This is a genomic window from Lacinutrix sp. MEBiC02404, from assembly GCF_053601575.1.
The window spans coordinates 168097-191008 of the sequence record NZ_JBSHNV010000143.1 but is presented as its reverse complement, the minus strand read 5'-3'; the positions used below and the strand labels follow the sequence as shown (position 1 = coordinate 191008).

Below are 22912 nucleotides of genomic sequence, written 5' to 3'. Positions count from 1 at the left end.
TACTTTATAATAGATTATTTATTTTTATTAGCGTTATAATAATTAAAAGCTTCTGAAAACTTAAGACCAAAGAAAGCATCACCATCCTCGTAAAAAACTATTTTTACTCCATCTACAAAATCATTTAAAAAAATGATTTCATGAAAGTCTTTTTCGTCCATTTTTTTGCCATTAATCAAATAGTATTTTACTATTTCTCTTTTTTCGTCTTCACTTAACTTCTTGGCAGTTTCCGTTATAGTTGTATTTCCTAATTGTTCTGTTTTACTTTCGTTTTTACAATTAAAAACAAGCAAACTAATAGAAATAACGAAGTACTTAAATGGTGTTTTCATATTGCTTTATTTTATAAAACTTCATCTATAATAACACAGAACTCTACTTCTATACTACCGCTAACCACATCTAATCTAATTTCATCTCCTACTGCTGTTCCTGCACGTTGACATGTTACGGTTACCAATTCCTCCACGCCGCCATCAATAGTCATTCTTCCTTCTCCTATTTCATTTAACAGTATCACATTTGTAGTAAAAAATAATGTTGTTGCACCAGTAAAAGAAGCGATTTCAATTCCGGGCGCACCATAAGGTCCATTACTCGCATTTGGAAAATATTGTGTGTTTAATTCAGATTCAGGTATAATGGTTTGATCATTACTATTTCCATCTAAATAGGAAAATCCTTGATAGCTACAAACATTGGTATTTGTCGCGTTGTTATCATCATTATCACAATTAAAGAAGGATAATGCTAATACGAGCACTACTGTTATTTTAAATATTGATTTCATAATTAGCGTTTTTTATTTTAGTTGTTTTTATTAAATAGGATTAATTTATAATGTCTAAGCCATATAAATATTTACCATTTACAGGATATTCATGGACAGTATCACTTATAAGTTTAATTTCAAAAACTATAGAATTCATTGTAAAAGGATTGGTATAATTAAAATAGAAACTGTCATCACAAGCATCATAAGCTGCATTTATTTGTCTATCTCCACCAGGAGCTAAAAGCGCATTCGCACTCAAACTAAGGCTATTTGTTAAATCTTTTATTACAGAAACTTGCGGTACACTTCCACTAATATCTACTTTTAAAAGTTCTAGCGTATAACTACTAGAAATCGTCTCGTCCGATTTCAAAATATAAAGCGTATTATCATCAACATACTCTATACTTCTATAAAAAACCTTATTGGTGGTTTCGTTATACATCTCTAAAAGATCATCACTCCAAGTATCTGTTGTTTTATTGTAAGTAAGAAGTTTCGTGTTCGCTAAATAATATAGCTTGTCTTGGTTGTTTGATGTAGATTTGAATAGAAGTAATGTACTTGCTCCAGAATTACTAATATCTACATTTTGAATTGTTTGACCAACATCATTACCTGACTCATCGATTATGGTGTAATCCGATAATACACTAGAGCCAATATAGGTGTGTTTTATAGCATATAAACTATTCCCTAAATATTCATAATTATACCCACCATTAAAAGTACTTTGCGCTACCGTATTCGAATTGATATTATACTTAAATATCGCGGGATGATATGTAAATTGATATGTAATTTCTCCTGTATTCGGATTTATTGCAGATAGCATTTCACTTAACGGCCCTCCTGTAGCATTATTCAATGAATTCCCAGAAGTAAGCGCCATTGGTGTAGCGAGCACATTGGATTTTTCGTATTCAAAAATATCAAAAACACCAACCGATGAATCCGGAATATCTACTGCCATTGTGTAGAACTTGGCATCACAAACGGTTGTGGTGTCATTGTCTTCATCAGAATCACAACTACTAATAAAAGTTGCGATTAAAAGAGTCAGTAAGCCTGTTTTAATTGCTTTCATAGTATTACTGTTTTACAATTTTTTTAGTGGAAACACCTTCACTAGTTCGTACTTGTAAAAAGTATAAACCGTTAGATAGTTTTGAAACATTTAATATATTCTCTCCCGTTTGAAGCTGGCCGTTTTTAATTACCTGACCATTTACTGTGATTAAGCCATAGCTAGCTTCTGCCTGTATAGCAATGGTAAGGTAATTGCTTACAGGATTAGGGTACATACTAAAAGTTATCTGTGCAAACGCTGAAGTACTTAGTGTTGTACACTCTGCTTGATTGTTAACGTATGTTGAAGCAGCGTCTTTATTAAGCCAGTTCACTGTACTCCAAGCGGCATCATCAACCTCAATGCAAGTAAGGTTTGGGTTGTTAGTACTATCAAAATTAGTAAAATTTGTGTTGTTACCATTCTTAACATTTAAAGAAGTTAATTGGTTGTTAAATACGGTCAAACTTTTTAAGGAAGCCTTACCAGAAAAATCTAGCGCAGTTATATTATTTTGAAAACAATTAATTATTTCTAGATTTAAATTAGAACTAATATCTAAAACAGAAAGTTGATTGTTTTGACAATATAAATTCTTTAAAGCAGCATTTTGAGATACATCTAAATCTGCACTACTTAAATTGGAACTATGACAATATAAAGATTCCAACATGGTGTTTTGACTTACATCAAAAACAATATTATTATTACTACCAATATTAAGTATTAATAATTGTGTAAAATCTGCAATACCCGTTAGATCTAAAATGCTTTTTGAGCTTACATCTAAAATTGTAACCATATTTATATTAGCTGTAGCTACATAGTTGTCTAAAGCAATACCGTTCCCCATGCTGTTCGCTGCGCCAACAGCAACAACATTTCCGCTAGCATCATGTGTTTCTAGATAGTTTTCAAAATTATCATCTGGTACATACGTTAATGGAGTAACAATTGTAGTTGTATATGTATTTGTAATTACCGGTGCATTAAAATCAAAATAAATAGCTGCATTAGCATCAAAATCATCTCCAAGAATCACCGTGCTTTTTGGTTTTATTTTATAAAAAATCCAACCATGACTTTCAGGCTCGTTAGTAGTACTATCGTCTAAATTGATATTATTAAAGTTAAAAGTTAACTCGTTTCCATTTACCAATGAAGTTGTATATGCATGTGAAGCAGAAATTGGTTGTAAAGTGGCCCAATCTAAATCTGCATCTAAATCTGTTTTAACCGAAATATTTACTGCAGATGCTGTTCCTGTGTTTTGAAAGCGAATTCTATAGATTAAATCATCTCCTGTTTGTGAAGGTGCAATTTCATCGCCTTCTAAACATAACACATCATTAGGGTCATAAGCATTTACAACATCTTGATTTAATGAGGATGTATTATCTAAAGTATTAGCATCCCCAACTATTGGATCTGCTATTACATTAAACGTTAAAACATCACCACTATTAACTGTTGGCGGTGCATAAAGGGTAAAAAACACATCAATAAATCGAGTTTCAAAGAAATTTAAATTTGTATAATTCCATGTTAAAGAATTACCACTAAAACCATTATCTAAAGGTATGGAAGACGTATAACTGAGTTTCGTATTATCAAAACTTAATGTTACCACACCACTAGTATTAGGCACACCCAAATTAGTATAATAAATTCTATAAGCACTACCAAAACCCGGCCTAGCAAGACCTATTGGTACGATTTGAATATTTAAATCATGTTGCGTTGTTATTGTTGTTTGCGTACAAAAATCTTGATTTGTATATGCTTGAAAAGCAGATGTAAAAGTGTTTGTAATTGAGGTTGATGTTAAAGAAGGAGATTCAACACTTGTTACAACATTCCCTATTTCATAAAACTCTTGAAAATAATCGCCATTATTATCTGTGTACGTATAATAAATGTTTCCAGAGGATTGCGCCACATTTTTTATTAAAATATTGTTTAACGGTGTTGCTGATGTCGCGCAATTATCTGCATTAACATCATATTTCACATTACCTGAAACAGAATGAGGAATAACGGCATTGATTTGCACATCTTTAAATGCATAAATTTCGCTTTGCGTAAACAGAAAACTTCTTCCTACTGCTCCAGAAAACTCTAAGTAATATGATCCGTCTGGAACAGAAATAACATTACTCTTATAATAATCCACTTCAGAAGCAGGAGCTGCGCCTAATGGCCAAGGCTGCACTGTTAAGGTTAACGTTTCCACAACTGCATTTGTACTCGCGTCTTTTAATACAATATTGGATAATTGAGATAATTGATTTCCACTAAAAGTATTATCATAATGTCCGTAAATAATATCTAAACTATATACTTCACTTTGTAATAAGTTAAACGCGGAAGAGGTTAAAGCAAAAGTTTCATTAACTGTTGTGCTATTATTGATAAACATATAATCACTAGCATAAGCACCTAAGCTAATATTATTACCTACTACATTCCAGTTAGCTGTTCCGCTTGCAAAAGCCCCATTAGGAACTTGAGAATAGGACATCATACTAAATAAAAGCAAAAAAAGGATTTGTATTCTTAGTACTATTTTCTTCATAATCTATATGTTTTAAATATTAAATAAGCTTATTTTTAATAGCTTTCTAATTCTATATCAACAAAGGAGTCTAAATGTTACCTCTTTTTAATAAAAAAAATCGCCAGCAAAATAGGCTGTTATTCTACTGACGATTAGTAATGTATTAATTAATAGCAAGCGCAAAATACGGTGTAATACAAAGACTACATGTGCCGAATCAAGGAATAGTCATTTTGATTTAAGGAAAAGTCAGTTTCATTCAACCAACGGATAATTTGTCCTATTATAAAAAACAGCTTATGTTTGTAATAGTATTTTTAAAAACTATGGAACAACAACTTATAAACCTTTTGATGTATATTATTCCTGCCTTGGTTACAGGAGCAATTGCTTTTCTATTTTTTAGAGAGCATATAGAAAATGAAAACAACCGAAGAACTTTTTTAATGCACAAAGAATTGCAGAAAGAATCCTTCCCTTTGCGCTTGCAAGCCTACGAACGTTTAACGCTATTTCTAGAACGCATCGTTCCTGCAAAATTACTTTTAAGAGTGCATCCAACTTCTTCAGAAAAAGAAAGTTACGAGTCTTTATTGATAGCGTCTATAGAACAAGAAATGGAGCATAATTTATCGCAACAAATATATGTTTCCGAAGAATGCTGGAATGTGGTTAACGCTTCCAAAAATGCGACTATTCAGTTAATACGAAAAGCTACTTTATTAGAAAAAACAAATTCAGCAAACAAACTTCGCGAAGTTATTTTAACCGAAATGATGGAAGGACATCCGCCAAGTCATGCCGGTTTATCTTATATTAGAGATGAAGTAAGTAAAATGTTTTAAAGTAGAAGTATAAAAAACAGCCTAATATTTCATAGCAACCGCGCTAGAGTCTTTACCATGCTTATTTTCTGCATACAAAAAGCCATCTAACCACCAAGCAGTCATTAGTTTTTTACTGAATATCAAAGAATTTTCCGTTAATTTAGTTGGTGTATAATACAGATTAAGCTTTACATTTCTGTGCTTTGCAGCCAATTTCCCTATAGCAATATCACTTTTCTCCACCTGATCTAACAAATGACCAAACAGGTTTAACATTAACGAAAAAGGATTTTTACCAAGTACTTTATTGTACTCCATATTTTCACTTTCTAAAATAATAGCATCTATTTCTGTAGCACCACGTAAAACCGCTTCACGAATTGGTACTACACAGCCAAAAGCACCATCTGCATACTCAAAACCATCTACTTTTGCCAAAGACATAAAGGGAATATAATTACATGAAATCCAAATCCAATTACAAAACTCTTCATAACTAAACTCTTTAATAGACTTGTACTCTACTCTATTTTTAGAAAGATTAGAAACGGTAACCACCACATCTTTTCCGCTTTTCCTAATCGCATTAAACTCTTGTTCGGTAAAATTTCGTTTTATATGTCTTCGTAAACTTTTACTCTCACCAAAAGTTCTTTTCCTTTTAATAAACTGCCAGATAGAATTCATATAGTTAATAGAAACATATTCTCTTCCATCTTTTTTATGCTGCACAAAAGGGTTTACACTAAAAATATTGTGCTGACTCACATTAGTAAACATATCATACAGCTTACCTATGTCATTTAAAGCTAAATGCGGAACCAATAAGCTTCCTGTAGATGTACCCAAATACATATCGTATTCGCGTTTTTCGTGTTCTATTAAATATTGTGCTACGCCACCTGCAAAAGCACCTTTGCTTCCTCCTCCAGATATTACTAATGCTCGCATTAAATTATTTTAGTTCGTTAGTTTTTCATTATTTCTTTCTGCAAAAGCTCTCGCAAACTTTTTTAATCGCCAATTATGATGCTGCTCCGCTTCTTTATAATGCTTTAAGATATCGCTGTTTATAATTTTTAAATTCTCTAAAAACGAAAACGCTTGCATCCTTATTTCAAAATTATATGCTGGTGACGTATATGCAATTAACTCCTTTAAACGCGCTTCCTTTAACGCCACATCATAATCTGGAGTCACCAAAGATAGCGTTAACCAAAGCAATCTAACGTTTTTATTAGGCAAGCCAAGAACATTTTTTGTTTTATCTAAATATCTATTTCTTTCTTCCGGAAAATTAGTCCAAAGATTATACAAAGCAGCCTCTGCAGTTACATAGGATTTATCTTCTAAAAGCGATTCATAATCCATCTTTAATTCGGAAGGAATCTCCACGATACTTTGCGCTATTGCTTGTCTTACTGGAATACTATTTTTAAATACTTCGGAAGTAATTCGCTCTGGTACTTGTGCAATCACTTTCCTTTTTGCTTCATCTGAAATACCCGAAGTCAGATAATAATCGCACTTTGCATTAGCTGCTTCACAATCTACCATGACATATTCCGTAATAAATTCGGATTGTCTTTGCAAAGAAGCTTCCACTTCTTCATAATAAAACGTTTTGTCTTGTAACCATTTAGCAACAAAAGCACTTAAATCTTGTTTGCTAGTTTGCGCAACTTCATCTATAAAATTCGAAGTCTCCACATTTTGAAATGCATACTTCTTTAAATAATTCTTAACTGCCGTTTTAAAAGCGATATCCCCAACTTTTTCATGCAACATATGCAAAACGATAGCTCCTTTCTTATAAAACGTTGCACTACTCGCTTTCGCATTCATAACCGCAGTACTTGTCCCTAAACGATCTTGAGCGGCTAATTCTTGCGCGTATTCATATAATTTAAAATAGTAATAATCGTCCCCAAAAACGTGTCGCTCTGCAAGTAATGCGTAATACGTTGCAAAGCCTTCCTGCAACCAATGATGTGTTCCCGACGTTTCGGTCACTAAATCACCAAACCATTGATGTGCCAACTCATGCGCGTTTACATTTACATAGTTTTTATCTATAAACGCGGTTTCGTCAATCATAAAAGCATCCGAAAAAATAGTACAGCTTGTATTCTCCATTCCCGCATACAAGAAATCATGAACAGGAACTTGTTTGTAGTTTTGCCAAGGATACGCAACGCCAATTTCATCTTCTAAAAAATCAAACATCTCCTTTGTATATCTATACGTTGGCGTTACTTTTAAGGAATCTTCGGGATAATAATACATTTCTAAAGGAATGCCACTTTTAGATTTTACTACTTTTTTATCATATTTACCAACTACCAAAGCAGCCAAATAGCTAGACATTGGTTTTTGCATATCATATTTCCAAAGCATATAATCTGTGCTTCTATTTTTAAGCACCAATTTCCCATTAGAAATCACTTCATAACCAATTGGCGCCGCAAAAGTAAGATCAAACTCGATCTTATCGTTCATATCATCTATACTTGGCAACCAATGACTTGTGTTTTTCCCTTGACCTTGTGTCCATATTTGGTTTCGCGCTTCATTATTCCAACCCACAAAATACATGGCTTTTTTAGGCGAAGCGAAAAACAAAAATTGCAATTTATTTTCTTCGGAAGGCTTGAATTTACTATAGATAATTAGTTTTTTATTATCATTATCGAACTTTACTTTCTTTCCGTTTAAAGCAATATTTTTAAACTTCATCCCAATAGCATCCAAATAAATTGAATCCGTTTTTTTTAATATATCGAAGGTAATTTCATAAGAATCATAAAGTGTGCTATCTATTTTAATCTGATTAAAAAACACAACAGCATCCAACTTTTTAAAGTCCACAATATCTGCCTGTTGCGCATAAGCAGCAAAAGAAAAAAGGATAAATAATAAAAATAAAATACGTTTCATAAATCTTTAAATAGCAACCATTACGCCAAAGTACACATAAGTTTTGCCATTTTAAAATTACACGAAAACTAAAATCTATTCAAACTACACTTTTTGAGATTCCTTGTTTCAAAGGAATTGTTTAATTTCGCTTTTATGAGTATAAACTTGCAAACTCCTATTGATTATTTAAAAGGTGTTGGACCAAATCGTGCAGATTTGCTTCGCAAGGAACTAGGTATTCACACCTATCAGGATCTTCTTAATCTTTTTCCGAATCGACATATAGATCGAACGCAGTATTACAAAATCAATCAACTACAACGTAACAACGCTGATGTTCAGGTAATTGGAAAAATTATTAAGTTTGAAGAAATTGCCCAGAAACGCGGAAAACGATTAGTAGCAACGCTTCAAGATGAAACAGGAACCATGCAACTGGTTTGGTTTAGAGGGCAAAAATGGATTAGAGAAAGCCTGAAACTAAATACTACCTATGTAATCTTTGGAAAAACCAATTGGTTTAACGGCAAGTTCAACATGCCGCATCCAGATATTGAACTACAAAAAGACCATGAAGATAATCTACGATCTTCAATGCAAGCGATTTATCCTTCCACCGAAAAACTATCTAATAAAGGAATTACAAATCGCGTGATGACCAAAATCATGCAACAATTATTTTTAGAAAGCAACGGGAAATTTGTAGAAACGTTACCTGAAAATATGCGCTCCGAATTGAAACTAATTTCAAAACCAGAAGCTGTTTTTAATGTGCATTTTCCGAAGACTCCAGAGTTACTTTCTAAGGCACAGTTTAGACTGAAATTTGAAGAATTATTTTACATACAATTACAGTTAATTTTAAAAAATTTAATCCATAAATCGAAGATAAAAGGGTTCCCTTTTAAAACCGTCGGAAATTATTTCAACTCCTTTTTTAAAGACCATTTACCTTTCGAATTAACCAATGCACAAAAACGCGTTTTAAAAGAAATTCGTCACGATTTAGGAAGCAATGCGCAGATGAATCGTCTTTTACAAGGCGATGTAGGTTCTGGAAAGACAATTGTAGCACTAATGTCTATGTTAATAGCACTTGACAACGGTTTTCAAGCTTGCCTAATGGCGCCTACTGCTATTTTGTCAGTACAACACTATGATGGTTTACGTGAAATGTGTAATGAGTTGAATATCAACATAAAACTACTCACAGGTTCAAGTACTACTTCAGAAAGAAGAATTATTCACGAAGAATTAGAAAATGGCGAATTACAGATACTAATTGGCACACATGCACTACTGGAAGACAAGGTGAAATTCAAAAATTTAGGACTTGCAATTATCGATGAGCAACATCGATTTGGAGTTGCACAAAGAAGTAAACTATGGAAGAAAAACACTTCTCCTCCACACATTTTAGTAATGACTGCAACCCCAATCCCTAGAACTTTAGCCATGTCTGTTTATGGCGATTTAGACATCTCTTTAATTGACGAATTACCAGCAGGAAGAAAGCCTATAAAAACAGTACATCGATATGACGCAAACAGACTAAAAGTGTTCCGTTTTATTCGAGATGAAATCGCAAAAGGAAGACAAGTTTACGTCGTCTATCCATTGATTCAAGAAAGCGAAAAAATGGACTATAAAGATTTAATGGATGGCTATGAAAGTATAGAACGAGACTTCCCAAAACCAGAATATCAAATCTCTATTGTACATGGAAAAATGAAACCTGCGGATAAAGAATATGAAATGCAACGCTTTATTAAAGGCGAAACGCAAATCATGGTTGCCACCACCGTAATTGAAGTTGGTGTTAACGTACCAAATGCTTCTGTAATGATTGTGGAGAGCGCAGAACGCTTCGGATTAGCGCAACTACATCAATTGCGAGGTCGTGTTGGTCGTGGTGCAGAACAAAGTTACTGCATACTCATGACGAGCCATAAACTCTCAGAAAATAGCAAACAAAGAATACAAACCATGACAAGAACTAGTGATGGCTTTGAAATTGCGGAAGTAGATCTACGTTTACGTGGCCCTGGAGACATCATGGGAACCCAACAAAGCGGTATTTTAAACCTTAAAATTGCAGATATTATTAAAGATCATGACATTTTACAATTGGCAAGATTTCACGCAAAGCAGGTTTTAACCAAGGATCCTTCTTTAGCAGCTAAAGAAAATCAAAGCATTTTAAACACCTACCGACAAATGAGTAAGTATAGAAATATTTGGAATTATATTTCTTGATTTCCGCACAGTAATCGACCTTCGTTTTTCTTAAAAAAGAGAAACCTTTTCAACACAAAAAGGAAATGATTTTTCCCTAAACTTAAAGACCAACTAAAGAAACCTAAAAATCTACAATTCAACGCTGCAACACAGCTTTATCTCAAGCGAAAGTTTAACATAAATACATAACATTTATTCCCTGCTAAACTTCTCTTTTTAGAAAATAAACAACTATAAAAATTGATATATCAGCGTGTTTTTTGATTTCAATAAAAGGCACTTATTTAGTATAATCTCATAAGAGCCTATCTATAGATTAAAGATTATTTATTTAAAAACAGACGCTACAAACAACTACTTTCCACTTGTTTTTCACACCGTTTTACATCTTTTATTTACCAGAAAAAGAAGCACCGAAGATGCCGTATTCCTAAAATCTTATATAGAATTAGGTATTCCTATTTTATACAAAAATTAGATACCCATAAAAGATACCACAAAACTTATAACAATGCTTGAATGCTAACCGCATTATTTTATCTTTGCAGTTCAATTTAAAGAAGGTAAATGAAAATATCATACAACTGGTTAAAACAATTTATAAAAACCGATTGGACAGCAGAGCAAACCGAAGAATTACTTACAGACTTAGGTTTAGAAGTAGAAGGCATTGCAAATTACGAGTCTGTTAAAGGAGGATTAAAAGGCATTGTTGTTGGAGAAGTACTTACTTGTATACAACACCCAAATGCAGACAGGCTAAAGATTACTACGGTTAATATTGGCACAGATACACCTTTACAAATCGTTTGTGGTGCACCAAATGTTGCTGCTGGACAAAAAGTACCTGTTGCTACTATTGGTACTACTTTATATACCGAAGAAGGCGAAGCTTGGACCATCAAAAAAGGGAAAATTCGTGGGGAAGAAAGCCATGGAATGATCTGCGCGGAGGATGAACTTGGTTTAGGAAAATCGCACGATGGTATTATGGTTTTACCCGAAGACACTGTTGTTGGAACGCTTGCTTCCACCCTTTTTAGCATTGAAAACGATCAGGTTTTTGAAATCGGACTTACACCAAACCGAGCAGATGCCATGAGTCATTATGGTACCGCAAGAGATCTTAAAGCTGGTTTTTTACAAAAAGATATTAATGTCGAGTTAATTACACCTTCTGTTAGTTCTTTTCATGTAGACAGCAGAACACTTAAGATGGACGTAGATGTACAAAATAAAGAATTAGCACCAAGATATTGTGGGGTTACTATTTCTGGTTTAAAAGTTGCAGAATCTCCAGATTGGTTAAAACACCGATTAAAATCTATTGGCTTAACACCAAAAAATAACATAGTAGATGTTACCAATTATGTATTACATGAGCTCGGACAACCACTTCATGCTTTTGATGCCGCAAAAATTATAGGTAACAAAATTGAAGTCAGAACCGTTGCTGCTGGAACCAAATTCACAACACTTGATGAAGTAGAAAGAGAATTACACGAAGATGATTTAATGATCTGTGATGCAGAAAAGCCAATGTGTATTGCTGGGGTTTTTGGAGGAATGGCTTCCGGAGTTACAGAACATACCACGAGTATCTTTTTAGAAAGTGCTTACTTTAATCCTATAAGCATTCGTAAAACAGCAAAACGTCATGCACTAAACACAGATGCGTCTTTTAGATTTGAAAGAGGTATTGATCCAAATATTACAGAATACGCCTTAAAACGCGCTGCACTATTAATTATAGAGCTTGCTGGAGGAGAAATCACAAGCGATATTATAGATGCATACCCAAATAAAATAGAAGACTTTCAAGTGCGTTTAAGTTTTGAAAATGCAGAAAAGCTAATTGGTCAAGAAATACCAAAAGAAATTATTAAACGTATTTTAAGTTCTCTAGAAATTAAAATAAATAACGTTACCGAAACTGGCTTGGGTTTAACCGTGCCTGCATATAGAAACGATGTACAACGTGAAGCAGATATTATTGAAGAAATTTTACGTGTTTATGGGTATAACAATATTGGTTTTACGAATAAATTAAACGCTTCTATTTCGAACTCTTCCAAATTTGAAGATCATAAATTACAGAATGTTATAGGTAATCAATTAGCATCTCAAGGTTTTTATGAAATGCTTGCTAATTCATTAACTAGTCCGGAGTATATTAAATTAGACGAACAGCTCAAAGAAGAACACAATATAGTAATGCTTAATCCATTGAGTAATGATTTGTCCGTAATGAGACAATCCCTTTTATTTTCTGGCTTAGAAGCACTTTCTTATAATATCAATAGAAAACGTAGTAATGTTAAGTTTTTTGAATTCGGAAAGACTTACCATAACTTTAGCGAAAATCGTGAAGAACATAAGCATCTTACCCTTTTAGTTACAGGAAATAGAACTACAGAAGCTTGGAATGGTTTAAACAAACCTAGTGACTTCTTTTACTTTAAAGGAAGCATTACAAGTATACTAGAACGCTTAGGCATTTCTAGATTTAAAGAAACACCTACTAAAGATGCCATTTTTAGTGAAGGACTAACTTTAAGTTTAGGAAAAAACAAACTAGTAAGCTTCGGTTTAGTCAAGAAGAATATTTTAAAGCATTTCGGAATTAACCAAGAAGTATTATTCGCAGATTTTAATTGGGATAATATTATTGAAGTAGCGAAACACAACAAAATTAAATTTAAAGAAATTCCGAAGTACCCAGAAGTACGAAGAGATTTTGCTTTATTATTAGATGATGCTGTTTCTTTTGAATCGATTCACACTATTGCAAAACAAACGGAAAAACAACTTTTAAAAGATGTAAATCTATTTGATGTATATCAAGGGAAGAACTTACCTAAAGGTAAAAAGAGTTACGCGGTTAGTTTTACAATACAAGACGAAAACAAAACACTTACCGACAAGCAGATTGATAAAATCATGAATAAGTTACAAGCAAATTTTGAAAAACAGCTTGGTGCAGAATTGAGATAAACAAAACAAATGGAAAATAAAACACCACAAAAAAGCATATTTAGCTTAATATCTGGAATCATTTTTTTAGGCCTTGGTAGTTATATTGTTTACCGATATTTTTTCGGAAACGAATTAATCACGACTTTAAGACTAGCATTATCTTTGGTAATGATTGGCTTTGGAGTATACCGATTATATAATTACTTAAGAGCTTAAAAAAATAACAACGAACAACCATGTAATTTTAAAAAATCAATATAGAATACCAACAAAAAAGCCTTTTCATTTCTGAAAAGGCTTTTGTTCTTTTAAAGAATTGTAATACTTAGTCTATTACTTTAACGTTTATTGCGTTTAATCCTTTTTTTCCTTCTGTAAGTTCAAACTCTACAGCATCTCCTTCTCTAATCTCATCGATTAAACCAGAAATGTGTACAAAATGTTCTTTGTTGTTGTCGTCTTCTACAATAAATCCAAATCCTTTAGAATCATTGAAAAATTTTACTGTTCCTTTACTCATCGTAATATAGTATTGATTAATTTATAATGACAAAGATAGTTTTTAAAATGTTATATTTCCATTTCACTGCAATTTAAGTGATATATTTTTCGTTAACTTTTAAAGAACGTAAGTAAACAAAAGAATTACCGACTATAAACACGCTTGAAAACAAGAAAATCACTTCAAAATATGATAAATATTTTGTAACTTTAAGAGAACACAAAATCTAAAAACTATGGAAGAGTCGAATTATACTAAAGTCTACACTGGAAATTTCATTATTACCCAATTAATGGTGGACAAATTAGAGGCTATTGGCATTCGTGCAATTATAAAAGACGAATCAGAATCTGGCAGATTAGGAGGTTTCGGTACCTTTAATCAAGGCACGCAAGAGTTATTCGTGAACAAAGACGAATTAGATACCGCCTTACCAATTATAGAAAGTATTACTGCAGAGATGCAAGCATAAAATTTAGTTAACCGTTTACAGTCGCAGTAAACAGTATTTTGAATTTAAAGCAAAAAAAATCCTGAAGAAAAACTTCAGGATTTTTTTTATTCTATTTCTTTTACGCTTTAACCAAATACATTTGATCCCGTAATTCTTTAATTTTAGCATCTTGCATATACTCATCAAAAGTAGTATGTCTGTCTATTACTCCGTTTGGTGTAAGCTCTACTACTCTATTTGCTAGTGTTTGTGCAAACTCATGATCATGTGTAGAAAACAACACAGTACCTTTAAAGTTTTTCAGTGAGTTATTAAACGCTGTAATACTTTCTAAATCTAAATGATTTGTTGGTTCGTCCAATTGTAAAACATTAGCTCTTACCATCATCATTCGAGATAACATACAACGTACTTTTTCACCTCCAGAAAGCACATTCGATTGTTTCAATGCTTCTTCTCCACTAAAAATCATTTTACCTAAAAAGCCTCTAATATAAACTTCTTCTCTCTCTTCTTCTGTAGTTGCCCATTGACGTAACCAATCTACTAGAGATAAATCATTTTTAAAAAACTCACTATTATCTAAAGGTAAATAAGATTGCGTAGTGGTAACTCCCCAAGCAAATTTTCCTGCATCTGCTTTTTCTTTATCATTTAAAATTTGGTAGAATGCTGTTGTCGCTCTAGAATCTCTAGAGAAAATCACCACCTTATCGCCTTTATTTAAATTTAAATCGATGTCTTTAAAAAGTGTTTCTCCTTCAAGGGAAGCAGCTAATCCTTCAATATTTAATATTTGATCTCCCGCTTCTCTATCTCTTTCAAAAATAAGTGCTGGATAACGACGACTAGAACGTCTTATATCTTCAATATTTAACTTATCGATCATTTTCTTTCTACTCGTTGCTTGTTTTGATTTTGCAACGTTAGCAGAGAATCTTCTAATAAATTCTTCTAGTTCTTTCTTTTTATCTTCTGCTTTTTTGTTTTGTTGTGCATGTTGTCTTGCTGCTAATTGAGAAGATTCATACCAAAACGTATAGTTCCCTGAGAAGTGATTAATTTTTCCGAAATCAATATCCGAAATATGCGTACAAACCGAATCTAAAAAGTGTCTATCGTGAGAAACCACAATGACACAACTGTCGTAATTAGCAAGAAAGTTTTCTAACCAGGAGATCGTTTCGTAATCTAAATCATTGGTAGGCTCATCCATAATTAAAACATCTGGACTACCAAACAAAGCTTGTGCTAATAAAACACGTACTTTTTGCTTACCATCCAAATCTTTCATTAAGGTATAATGTGCATCTTCTTTAATACCTAAATTAGAAAGCATTGCAGCAGCATCACTTTCTGCATTCCAACCATTCATTTCTTCAAACTTTACTTGTAGTTCTCCAATTTTTTCGGCGTTCTCATCGGTATAGTCCGCATAAAGCGCATCAATTTGTGCTTTAATTTGATAAACAGGTTTGTTTCCTTTTAAAACAGTATCTAAAACCGTGTCTTCATCATGCAAGTTGTGATCCTGTTCTAAAACAGACATACGTTTACCTGCTTCTAAATGCACATGTCCAGAAGTTGGATCTTGCTTTCCAGCAATAATTTTTAAAAAGGTTGATTTTCCTGCTCCATTGGCTCCAATAATACCATAGCAATTTCCGTTATTAAAAGTTGTATTTACTTCATCAAAAAGAATTCGTTTTCCAAATTGAACGGAAAGATTAGAAACTGATAACATATTTGTATTTAATTTTTACTCAGATATTTTTATATAATTGAAAAGGACTTATAGAACTTACAAATGAATTGGTTTTACTCCTTGACATAAACCTGTAATATAAGTTTTTGCAAAAGTAAAAAATTCTAACCATAAGAAGAAACTTCTTAGGTTAAATTAATAGGTACTAAAAGTTGTAATTACTAGACTTTGTTTTTAACTTTTAACAACGAATTAACAAGAGGTATAACTTGCAACGCATACTTTTGTTAAAGCACCTTAACTTCGTTTTTACCTAATTATGAGATTACTTTTTTCCTTACTAATATTAACACTTACCTTTTCTTCGTGCAAAAAAGACCTTGCTACAAAGGAAGGGAAAACGGCTTATATTGGTGGCGAAATAATCAATCCTATTGACAGACAGGTTGTTATACATAAATCAAATATTATTATTGATACTATTTTACTAGATAATAAAAATAGATTTCTATATAAATTTAATGATTTAGAAAGTGGTTTATATATTTTTAAACTGCAATCGCAACATGGTGAAGAATTTCAATTAGCTTTATTAGAACCTAATGATAGTGTTCTGGTTAGAATAAACACTATTGATTTCGATGAATCTTTAGTATTTACAGGAAATGGAGCAAAAAAGAATAATTATTTAATTAACATGTTTCTTGAGAATGAAGACATAAACGAGAAAATATTAAGCTACTACCAATTAGAACCTATCCTTTTCGAAAAAAAAATTGATTCCATTAGAAAACATAGAAATACAAACCTAACCTTGTTTCTTGAAAAGAATATAACTTCGGAGTTGTTCCAGAAAATTTCCAAAGCCAACATAGACTACAACTATTATTTAAGCAAAGAAATTTATCCATTTGCTTATTATGGAGATAATGAAATAAAAAATTTACAATCGTTACCAAAAAACTTTTATACCTACAGAAAAGATATAGATTATAATAGTACTGCGTTAAAAGATTATTTTACATATAAGACTTTTTTAAGATATCACTTTAAAAATCTAGCATTATCAGAACATTTAAAAACATCTAAAGACAGTATATTAAAAAGAAATTCTTACTGTTATAATTTAGATAAACTGAAACTAATTGATAGCTTGATAACAGATGAAGATATTAAAAATCCTTTATTAAGTATATCTTCTATTAATTATATAAATAAAACCAAGAACTTAAAAGAACTAGACACTTTTCTTGACTTCTATTACGAAAAAAGCACAGACGAAAAAGACAAAAATTATATTAAAAAGCTAGTCAAATCCTTAAAGCAATTAGAGACGGGAAATAAAATACCAAATGTAACTTTGGTAAATTATAAAAATCAAGCAATAGATTTACACAAATTAATTAGAAAACCTACTGCTTTATATTTTTGGTCTAAGGATTATAAATCCCATTTACAAGAAAGTCATTCTAAAGTAAAAGAGTTAATGTTAAAATATCCTGAAGTAGACTTCATTTCTATAAATATAGATGAACCTAACACAAGGTATAGCAACAACAAACTACTACAACAGTATAACTTTACTGACAAACATGAATACCAGTTTAAAAACCCAAAAGAAGCAAAAGAAACATTGGCTATAAACCCAATAATCAAGGTGTTACTAGTAAATAAATATGGGAAAATTATAGATCCTCACACTAATTTATTTTCTGTTCAATTTGAAGAAGAGCTGCTAGGCTTATTGAATCCATAGAAACTAAGATCTCGTTTTACAACTCCTTCCTATCTTCTATCCATCCATAGAAACTCCTATTTGTTTATTGTTTTCAAAATAAACAGAAAAGAAATAGTTTTTACCTTCTTTTTCCTGAAAGATCATTTCAAACCCTTCGGTATTCACAGAGATTCCTTTTAACTGAAAATGGCTATCTAAAGACACAAATTCTATTTCGGCATTGGTATATTGTTCTTGTAGCGCTTTTTCAGCGTCCAACTTTATAGTCGCTTCATTATTTAAAGCCTGCAGTAAAATTTGCTTTTGTTCTTTAAAAATCCCTTCGATATTTCCATCTATTAATATTTCAACATCTACATCTAGATATCTTCTATTAACTAGCCAACCTATCCTATTTCCGTTAGTACTAAAACTTTCTATTTCTCCAAAATCAATATCTGTAATTTTTAGCTTATCTGTGCCGAATAGTTTTTCTAATATTCCCATTTTGTTCTTTTATTGTTCGATTAACAACCTATCTTTTAAGTGTAAAATGGGCTGAAAACGCTTTCTTTGTATTGTTTAATGGTTCTAGATAATCTACGGTAAACCAATAATCGGAAGTTGGCATATCCTCCCCATTAAAAGTACCATCCCAACCAATACTTGAAGGACTTAGCTGTTTCATAAGCTTTCCATATCTATCATAAATATAGATTTTTGCTCCTAATTGATTTTTAGTTCCTAGAATATTCCAGGTATCATTATACCCATCATTATTAGGAGTAAAAACCTTCGGATAATCTACTATAATAGCTTCAAAAGTTAGTTCTTCACAATTATAAACATCTCTAACTTTAACCGCATGCTCGCCTCCTATCACGTTACTAAATACAGGAGAATTTTGCCAATATCCTTCATATAAACTAAACTCATAGATACCAATTCCGGTAACAGTTACTTCTAACATACTGTTATCTGAAAAAGCATCTGTTAATACTTCTACAGAAATACTTTCTGGCGGGTAAGAGGAAACCACTTCTGTAGTATCTAAATATGTACAGCCAGAAATGATATTCGTGACCTGTACGGTATAAAACCCAATAGCTGCGGCATTATATGAAGCTTGGGTTTCCCCAGGAATACTATTTGCTGCTAAAACACCTTCGCCCGTATACCATTGAAAAGTGTAATCTGTTTCACTTAAATTCGTATCTATTGGAGGCGTTTGTAATGCTGTATCCTCTTCTCCAGGAACTAGAATATTATCATTTGCGGCTAAACAAATAAGATATTTATCCTCTAAACCAATGTCTAATAAAGGATGTACAATAAGTGTTATAGGTACAACCTGAAAGCATTCATTCGTTATTGGTTGCACTCTTGCATATACAATTTGTGATGTGGCCGTTGTATTATTAAAATTTGTAGGTGTGGCTATTTGCGTAGCATTACCAAGAATTGCATCTACTTCATTTTCGTAATAATTAAACGAATAATTTGCTGCTGGTAACCCATTTAAAATATCAGATTCTGCTACTGTTAAATCGAAAGTATTAAAACCATCTGTATCTAGGTCGCAAGCACGTAATGGTAAAGGGTTTGATGCTGTTAACGAATTAAAAACATGAATATCAAAAGTAGTAATATCATAACAATAGGTGTATGTATTATCTTCTATTCTTACAAATATAGTTTCTAATTGATATGCATTTTGGTTTGTATACGGAGTCGTTATTGGATTTACATCATTCTCTGCATCATTTTGAGATAGATGGTAGCTTACCGTATAATTGGAAGCAGACTGTGCACCAAGAACAGAATCATTAAACACCTGAAAATCAAAGGTATTAAAACCATCATTATTATCATCACAAATAAATTGGTCATCTATAGCATTCGCTATCGGAACCTGAGTAAACTCTATAGTAATTTCAGCGGTAGCTATACAAGAAGTACCATAAGCAACCGAAACACTATAATGACCAGCTATTGTAACATCTAATGTATTATTATTTTGCCCAATAATTTCATCTCCGTTTCTAAACCACGTATGTGCGGCATCTGTAATTGGTATTTCAGTTTCTAAGGTATACGTGGAACTACCACAAACAGGGTTTCCAGAAGCAAAAGTTATATCATCTCCTAAATCTAAACCAAGATTAAAACTTCCTGCTTCTAAAAAAATAGCAGAATCGTAAGCCGAATCTCTTTGATCTGCCACTACTATTTTTATTTCATATTCTTGATTTGGTATTACTGTAGCATTAGCGGTTAAAACTTCTGTTCTTCCTCCATAGTTGGTACTAACAAGATTATATCCGTAAAAAAAATCTGCATTTGCAGTACAAACTCCTGAGTTGTTTATATTGGTTACACTAACAGGAGTTCCGTCTGGTAAAACAGCCAAATTAGCATAAGTAGTTGTACCTACTTCTCTTAATAAAAAAGCAAGACTATCTGAATAATTACATTCATCACTTCCAGTATACTCTTCGGATGCCATTAAAAACCTAAAACTAAAATCATTGGATGTTGGCGTAAAATTAAACTTGACAAAAGTAGCGTCTCTAGTATTCGATTGCGACAAAGCTATTTCTAGGTCTGTATCACCTGGTAGTCCATTACCAAAATCTGGAAAAGCAGCACTACTCGTATTTCTTACGTTTCCTGCAGGAAAAGCTCTTCCTGTGGTTAGAATAACACCACTTTCAAAAGGAAAATCACTACCTGTTGGCGTTTTAAAATACCCATAACTTTTTGTTTGCGTACTTGTTGGTAAACCCGATGCTTGCTCAGAAAAATTATCAATAACTGCACAATCACTAGCAATAAGAACATCTTCTACTAATTGCTGTAGATCATACTCCGATTCCGGATCTGCTGCATCATTTATACTAATGATTTGTGCATAATTTGTATACGCTAAAAGCATAAAAATTAACACAAAAAAGTTTCTTCTATTTTTCATTCCTTTCTTTTTTCTTACGTATTTCCATATGTTTTTTTTGGCATAATTTTATAACTTATAATGGTTTAGCAACATCTTTTCATAAACCTTATCTGGTAATATGCGTTTTAAAACAATAGAGAATTTTTGCATAAACTCTCCTACTTTATAATGCGTTTTTGGCTTTTTGGTATTCATTACTTTGTACACCGCTTTTGCCATAAGCAAAGGATCTTTACCTTCATCTACATGCGCATCCATTAATTTTAGGGTATTACCATACGGTTTTTTGTATGGTGAATTTTCTTGTATTGGCGCATGAAAACGTCCGGAAGCAATATTAGTAGCAAAATCGCCAGGAGCAATATTAGTCATCTGTATATTAAAGTCTTTTATTTCCATTCTAAAAGCTTCGGTAATAATTTCTAAAGCACCCTTACTAGCAGAGTAAATTCCTCGATATGGAAGTCCCATATATCCAGCAATGGAAGTTATATTTATTATTAAACCAGACTGTTGCTTTCGCATTTGTGGTAAAACAGCTTTAATAACGTTTATTGGTCCAAAAAAGTTAGTTTCAAAATTGGCTTTAATTTCTACTTCTGGTATTTCTTCAATTGGTCCGGTAATACCAACTCCTGCATTATTTATAAGCACGTCAATTCTTCCTTCTGCTTCCACCACTTTTTTAATAGCTGTTGCAATGGTATCAATTTTGGTTACATCTAAAGCGATAATTTTAAATATACTACTAGTTAACTTATTGGGATTTCTACTAGTTCCATAAACGATGTACCCTTTTTCTGTTAAAAATTCTCCAACAGATTTACCAATTCCGGAAGAACCTCCGGTAATTAAAACAACTTTAGACATAAATGTATTTTTAAGGTTTCAAAAATACAATATTAATGGAGAGATTCCCATTATATAGGAACTTCAATAAACCAAAAAAATTTTGATTAGCTATTGCTTTCAAGATTTGAGTTTATTGCATAAAAAAAGGCAAGCTACCTACATCACACTGCTCAACCATTTACCTTTGCTTCGTTCCCGACCTGGAGGATTCAACAGGAGCTAGTTGTGTAGGACTTGCCGAGTGCAAATATACAACCTTTTAATTTTTTCACAATGTTTTTTTTAACTGAATTTTAATAAATATCTTGCATAAAACTTTTAAGACAACATGAGAACATTCAAAATACTCACAATCATATTTTTAGCAACTTTTATTGTGTCCTGCGGAAGCAATGCAACACAGAAAAAAAAGGACTTTACCCTAGTTACTAATGCAAAAAACAATGCTTTATCGCTAGGAGAAGCCTTAAATCTGTCTATAAAAAATCCTAAAAAGCATACTATTACATCTGTAAGCTACACTTTAAATGGTGAAACTATTTCCGAAAAAAGTATTTTAGAAAACACAAAGCTTGGGGAGCATACATTAGAAGCTACCATTATATTGGATGGAGAAACACAAACGGTTTCTCAAAAGTTAACTGTTTTAAACAATACTTCTCCTAAAGTATATACCTATAAAATTATTAATGAATATCCGCATGATATCACATCCTACACCCAAGGATTAGAGTTCTATAATAACGAATTATACGAAAGCACAGGACAACGTGGCGAATCGAAACTTAGAAAAGTGAACTATAAAACAGGAGAAGTTCTTAAAAATATAGATTTAGAAAAAGCTTATTTTGGAGAAGGCCTAACCGTTTTAAATAATAAAGTGTACCAATTAACTTGGACAAGCGGAACTGGTTTTGTCTATGATGTAGATACTTTTGAAAAAACAGGAAGCTTTAAATACAATAATAGTAAAGAAGGTTGGGGAATTTGTAATGACACGAAAACTTTATATAAAAGTGATGGAACAGAAAAAATCTGGACTATAAACCCAGAAACACTTACCGAAGAAGGTTATATACAAGCATACCACAATCAAGGAAAAGTTGTTGGACTAAATGAGTTAGAATGGGTTAACGGAAAAATTTACGCCAATCGCTATCAAAAAAATGGTGTAGCAATTATAAATCCTACCAATGGAGCAATTGAAGGCGTTATAGATTTTTCGCCATTAAAAAAGAAAGTAACACAACACCAAGGTTTAGATGTATTAAATGGTATTGCGTACAACCCGGAAACCAAAACGCTTTTTATTACCGGAAAACGTTGGGATAAATTATTTGAAGTGGAAATCATAGAAAATTAAAA

The 22912-nt window shown here is 32.3% G+C and carries 18 protein-coding genes and 1 other RNA gene; 7 read left to right on the top strand and 12 right to left on the bottom strand.

The annotated features are described in order from the left end of the window. Positions 1 to 14: 14 nt before the first annotated feature. The 4 genes from ACVCXO_RS05280 to ACVCXO_RS05265 are packed head-to-tail and all read right to left on the bottom strand — an operon-like array spanning position 15 to position 4422. Entirely contained in the window at positions 15 to 335 is a 321-nt protein-coding gene (locus ACVCXO_RS05280) for a hypothetical protein (RefSeq protein WP_452228554.1), read from the bottom strand. An 11-nt stretch (positions 336 to 346) separates the two neighbouring features. Continuing rightward, on the bottom strand, positions 347 to 793 hold the full coding sequence (locus ACVCXO_RS05275; RefSeq protein ID WP_452228553.1) for a hypothetical protein: 447 nt from the start codon (positions 791 to 793) through the stop codon (positions 347 to 349). A gap of 40 nt (positions 794 to 833) precedes the next feature. Continuing rightward, entirely contained in the window at positions 834 to 1865 is a 1032-nt protein-coding gene (locus ACVCXO_RS05270; RefSeq protein ID WP_452228552.1) for a hypothetical protein, read from the bottom strand. Positions 1866 to 1869: 4 nt separating this feature from the next. Further along, entirely contained in the window at positions 1870 to 4422 is a 2553-nt protein-coding gene (locus tag ACVCXO_RS05265; RefSeq protein ID WP_452228551.1) for a DUF7619 domain-containing protein, read from the bottom strand. A gap of 308 nt (positions 4423 to 4730) precedes the next feature. Between ACVCXO_RS05265 and ACVCXO_RS05260 the strand changes: the two genes are divergently transcribed. Further along, positions 4731 to 5249 (top strand): DUF7935 family protein, encoded by a 519-nt coding sequence (locus ACVCXO_RS05260; RefSeq protein WP_452228550.1) that lies wholly within the window; start codon positions 4731 to 4733, stop codon positions 5247 to 5249. A 21-nt stretch (positions 5250 to 5270) separates the two neighbouring features. On the opposite strand, the gene ACVCXO_RS05255 is transcribed toward ACVCXO_RS05260, so the two are convergent. Then, positions 5271 to 6182: a patatin-like phospholipase family protein gene (locus ACVCXO_RS05255; protein WP_452228549.1), complete on the bottom strand. Its 912-nt coding sequence runs from the start codon at positions 6180 to 6182 to the stop codon at positions 5271 to 5273. A gap of 9 nt (positions 6183 to 6191) precedes the next feature. Continuing rightward, positions 6192 to 8168 (bottom strand): M1 family metallopeptidase, encoded by a 1977-nt coding sequence (locus tag ACVCXO_RS05250; RefSeq protein ID WP_452228548.1) that lies wholly within the window; start codon positions 8166 to 8168, stop codon positions 6192 to 6194. A gap of 135 nt (positions 8169 to 8303) precedes the next feature. Here ACVCXO_RS05250 and recG point away from each other — a divergent pair, with 135 nt between their 5' ends. From recG to ACVCXO_RS05235, 3 genes are all read left to right on the top strand, one after another. Further along, positions 8304 to 10406, top strand: coding sequence for an ATP-dependent DNA helicase RecG (gene recG / locus ACVCXO_RS05245; RefSeq protein ID WP_452228547.1), 2103 nt, complete (start codon positions 8304 to 8306; stop codon positions 10404 to 10406). A 549-nt stretch (positions 10407 to 10955) separates the two neighbouring features. Beyond that, positions 10956 to 13382, top strand: coding sequence for a phenylalanine--tRNA ligase subunit beta (gene pheT, locus ACVCXO_RS05240; protein ID WP_452228546.1), 2427 nt, complete (start codon positions 10956 to 10958; stop codon positions 13380 to 13382). Between the two features lie 9 nt (positions 13383 to 13391). After that, a complete protein-coding gene (locus ACVCXO_RS05235; protein ID WP_452228545.1) occupies positions 13392 to 13580 on the top strand; it encodes a hypothetical protein in 189 nt (62 codons plus the stop codon). A gap of 109 nt (positions 13581 to 13689) precedes the next feature. Here the strand turns inward: ACVCXO_RS05235 and ACVCXO_RS05230 are convergent, their stop codons facing one another. Further along, a complete protein-coding gene (locus ACVCXO_RS05230; RefSeq protein ID WP_055442230.1) occupies positions 13690 to 13884 on the bottom strand; it encodes a cold-shock protein in 195 nt (64 codons plus the stop codon). Between the two features lie 217 nt (positions 13885 to 14101). On the opposite strand from ACVCXO_RS05230, the gene ACVCXO_RS05225 reads away from it, so the two are divergent. After that, on the top strand, positions 14102 to 14338 hold the full coding sequence (locus ACVCXO_RS05225; RefSeq protein WP_452228544.1) for a DUF2007 domain-containing protein: 237 nt from the start codon (positions 14102 to 14104) through the stop codon (positions 14336 to 14338). A gap of 100 nt (positions 14339 to 14438) precedes the next feature. On the opposite strand, the gene ACVCXO_RS05220 is transcribed toward ACVCXO_RS05225, so the two are convergent. Continuing rightward, positions 14439 to 16064: an ABC-F family ATP-binding cassette domain-containing protein gene (locus tag ACVCXO_RS05220; RefSeq protein WP_452228543.1), complete on the bottom strand. Its 1626-nt coding sequence runs from the start codon at positions 16062 to 16064 to the stop codon at positions 14439 to 14441. 280 nt (positions 16065 to 16344) lie between these two features. On the opposite strand from ACVCXO_RS05220, the gene ACVCXO_RS05215 reads away from it, so the two are divergent. Continuing rightward, a complete protein-coding gene (locus ACVCXO_RS05215; protein ID WP_452228542.1) occupies positions 16345 to 17781 on the top strand; it encodes a TlpA family protein disulfide reductase in 1437 nt (478 codons plus the stop codon). A 36-nt stretch (positions 17782 to 17817) separates the two neighbouring features. Here ACVCXO_RS05215 and ACVCXO_RS05210 read toward each other — a convergent pair whose 3' ends face one another. The 4 genes from ACVCXO_RS05210 to ffs form a co-directional block, all read right to left on the bottom strand. Continuing rightward, entirely contained in the window at positions 17818 to 18249 is a 432-nt protein-coding gene (locus ACVCXO_RS05210) for a hypothetical protein (protein ID WP_452228541.1), read from the bottom strand. A 28-nt stretch (positions 18250 to 18277) separates the two neighbouring features. Beyond that, the gene (locus ACVCXO_RS05205) at positions 18278 to 20713 is read right to left on the bottom strand and encodes a choice-of-anchor L domain-containing protein (RefSeq protein ID WP_452228540.1); all 2436 of its coding nucleotides are present in this window, start codon (positions 20711 to 20713) and stop codon (positions 18278 to 18280) included. Positions 20714 to 20761: 48 nt separating this feature from the next. After that, complete coding sequence (locus ACVCXO_RS05200; RefSeq protein ID WP_452228539.1) at positions 20762 to 21565, bottom strand: SDR family oxidoreductase; 804 nt, start codon at positions 21563 to 21565, stop codon at positions 20762 to 20764. 124 nt (positions 21566 to 21689) lie between these two features. Next, positions 21690 to 21787, bottom strand: an RNA gene (gene ffs / locus ACVCXO_RS05195) — signal recognition particle sRNA small type. A gap of 88 nt (positions 21788 to 21875) precedes the next feature. Here ffs and ACVCXO_RS05190 point away from each other — a divergent pair. Then, positions 21876 to 22910, top strand: coding sequence for a glutaminyl-peptide cyclotransferase (locus ACVCXO_RS05190; RefSeq protein ID WP_452228538.1), 1035 nt, complete (start codon positions 21876 to 21878; stop codon positions 22908 to 22910). The last annotated feature ends 2 nt before the right edge of the window (positions 22911 to 22912 follow it).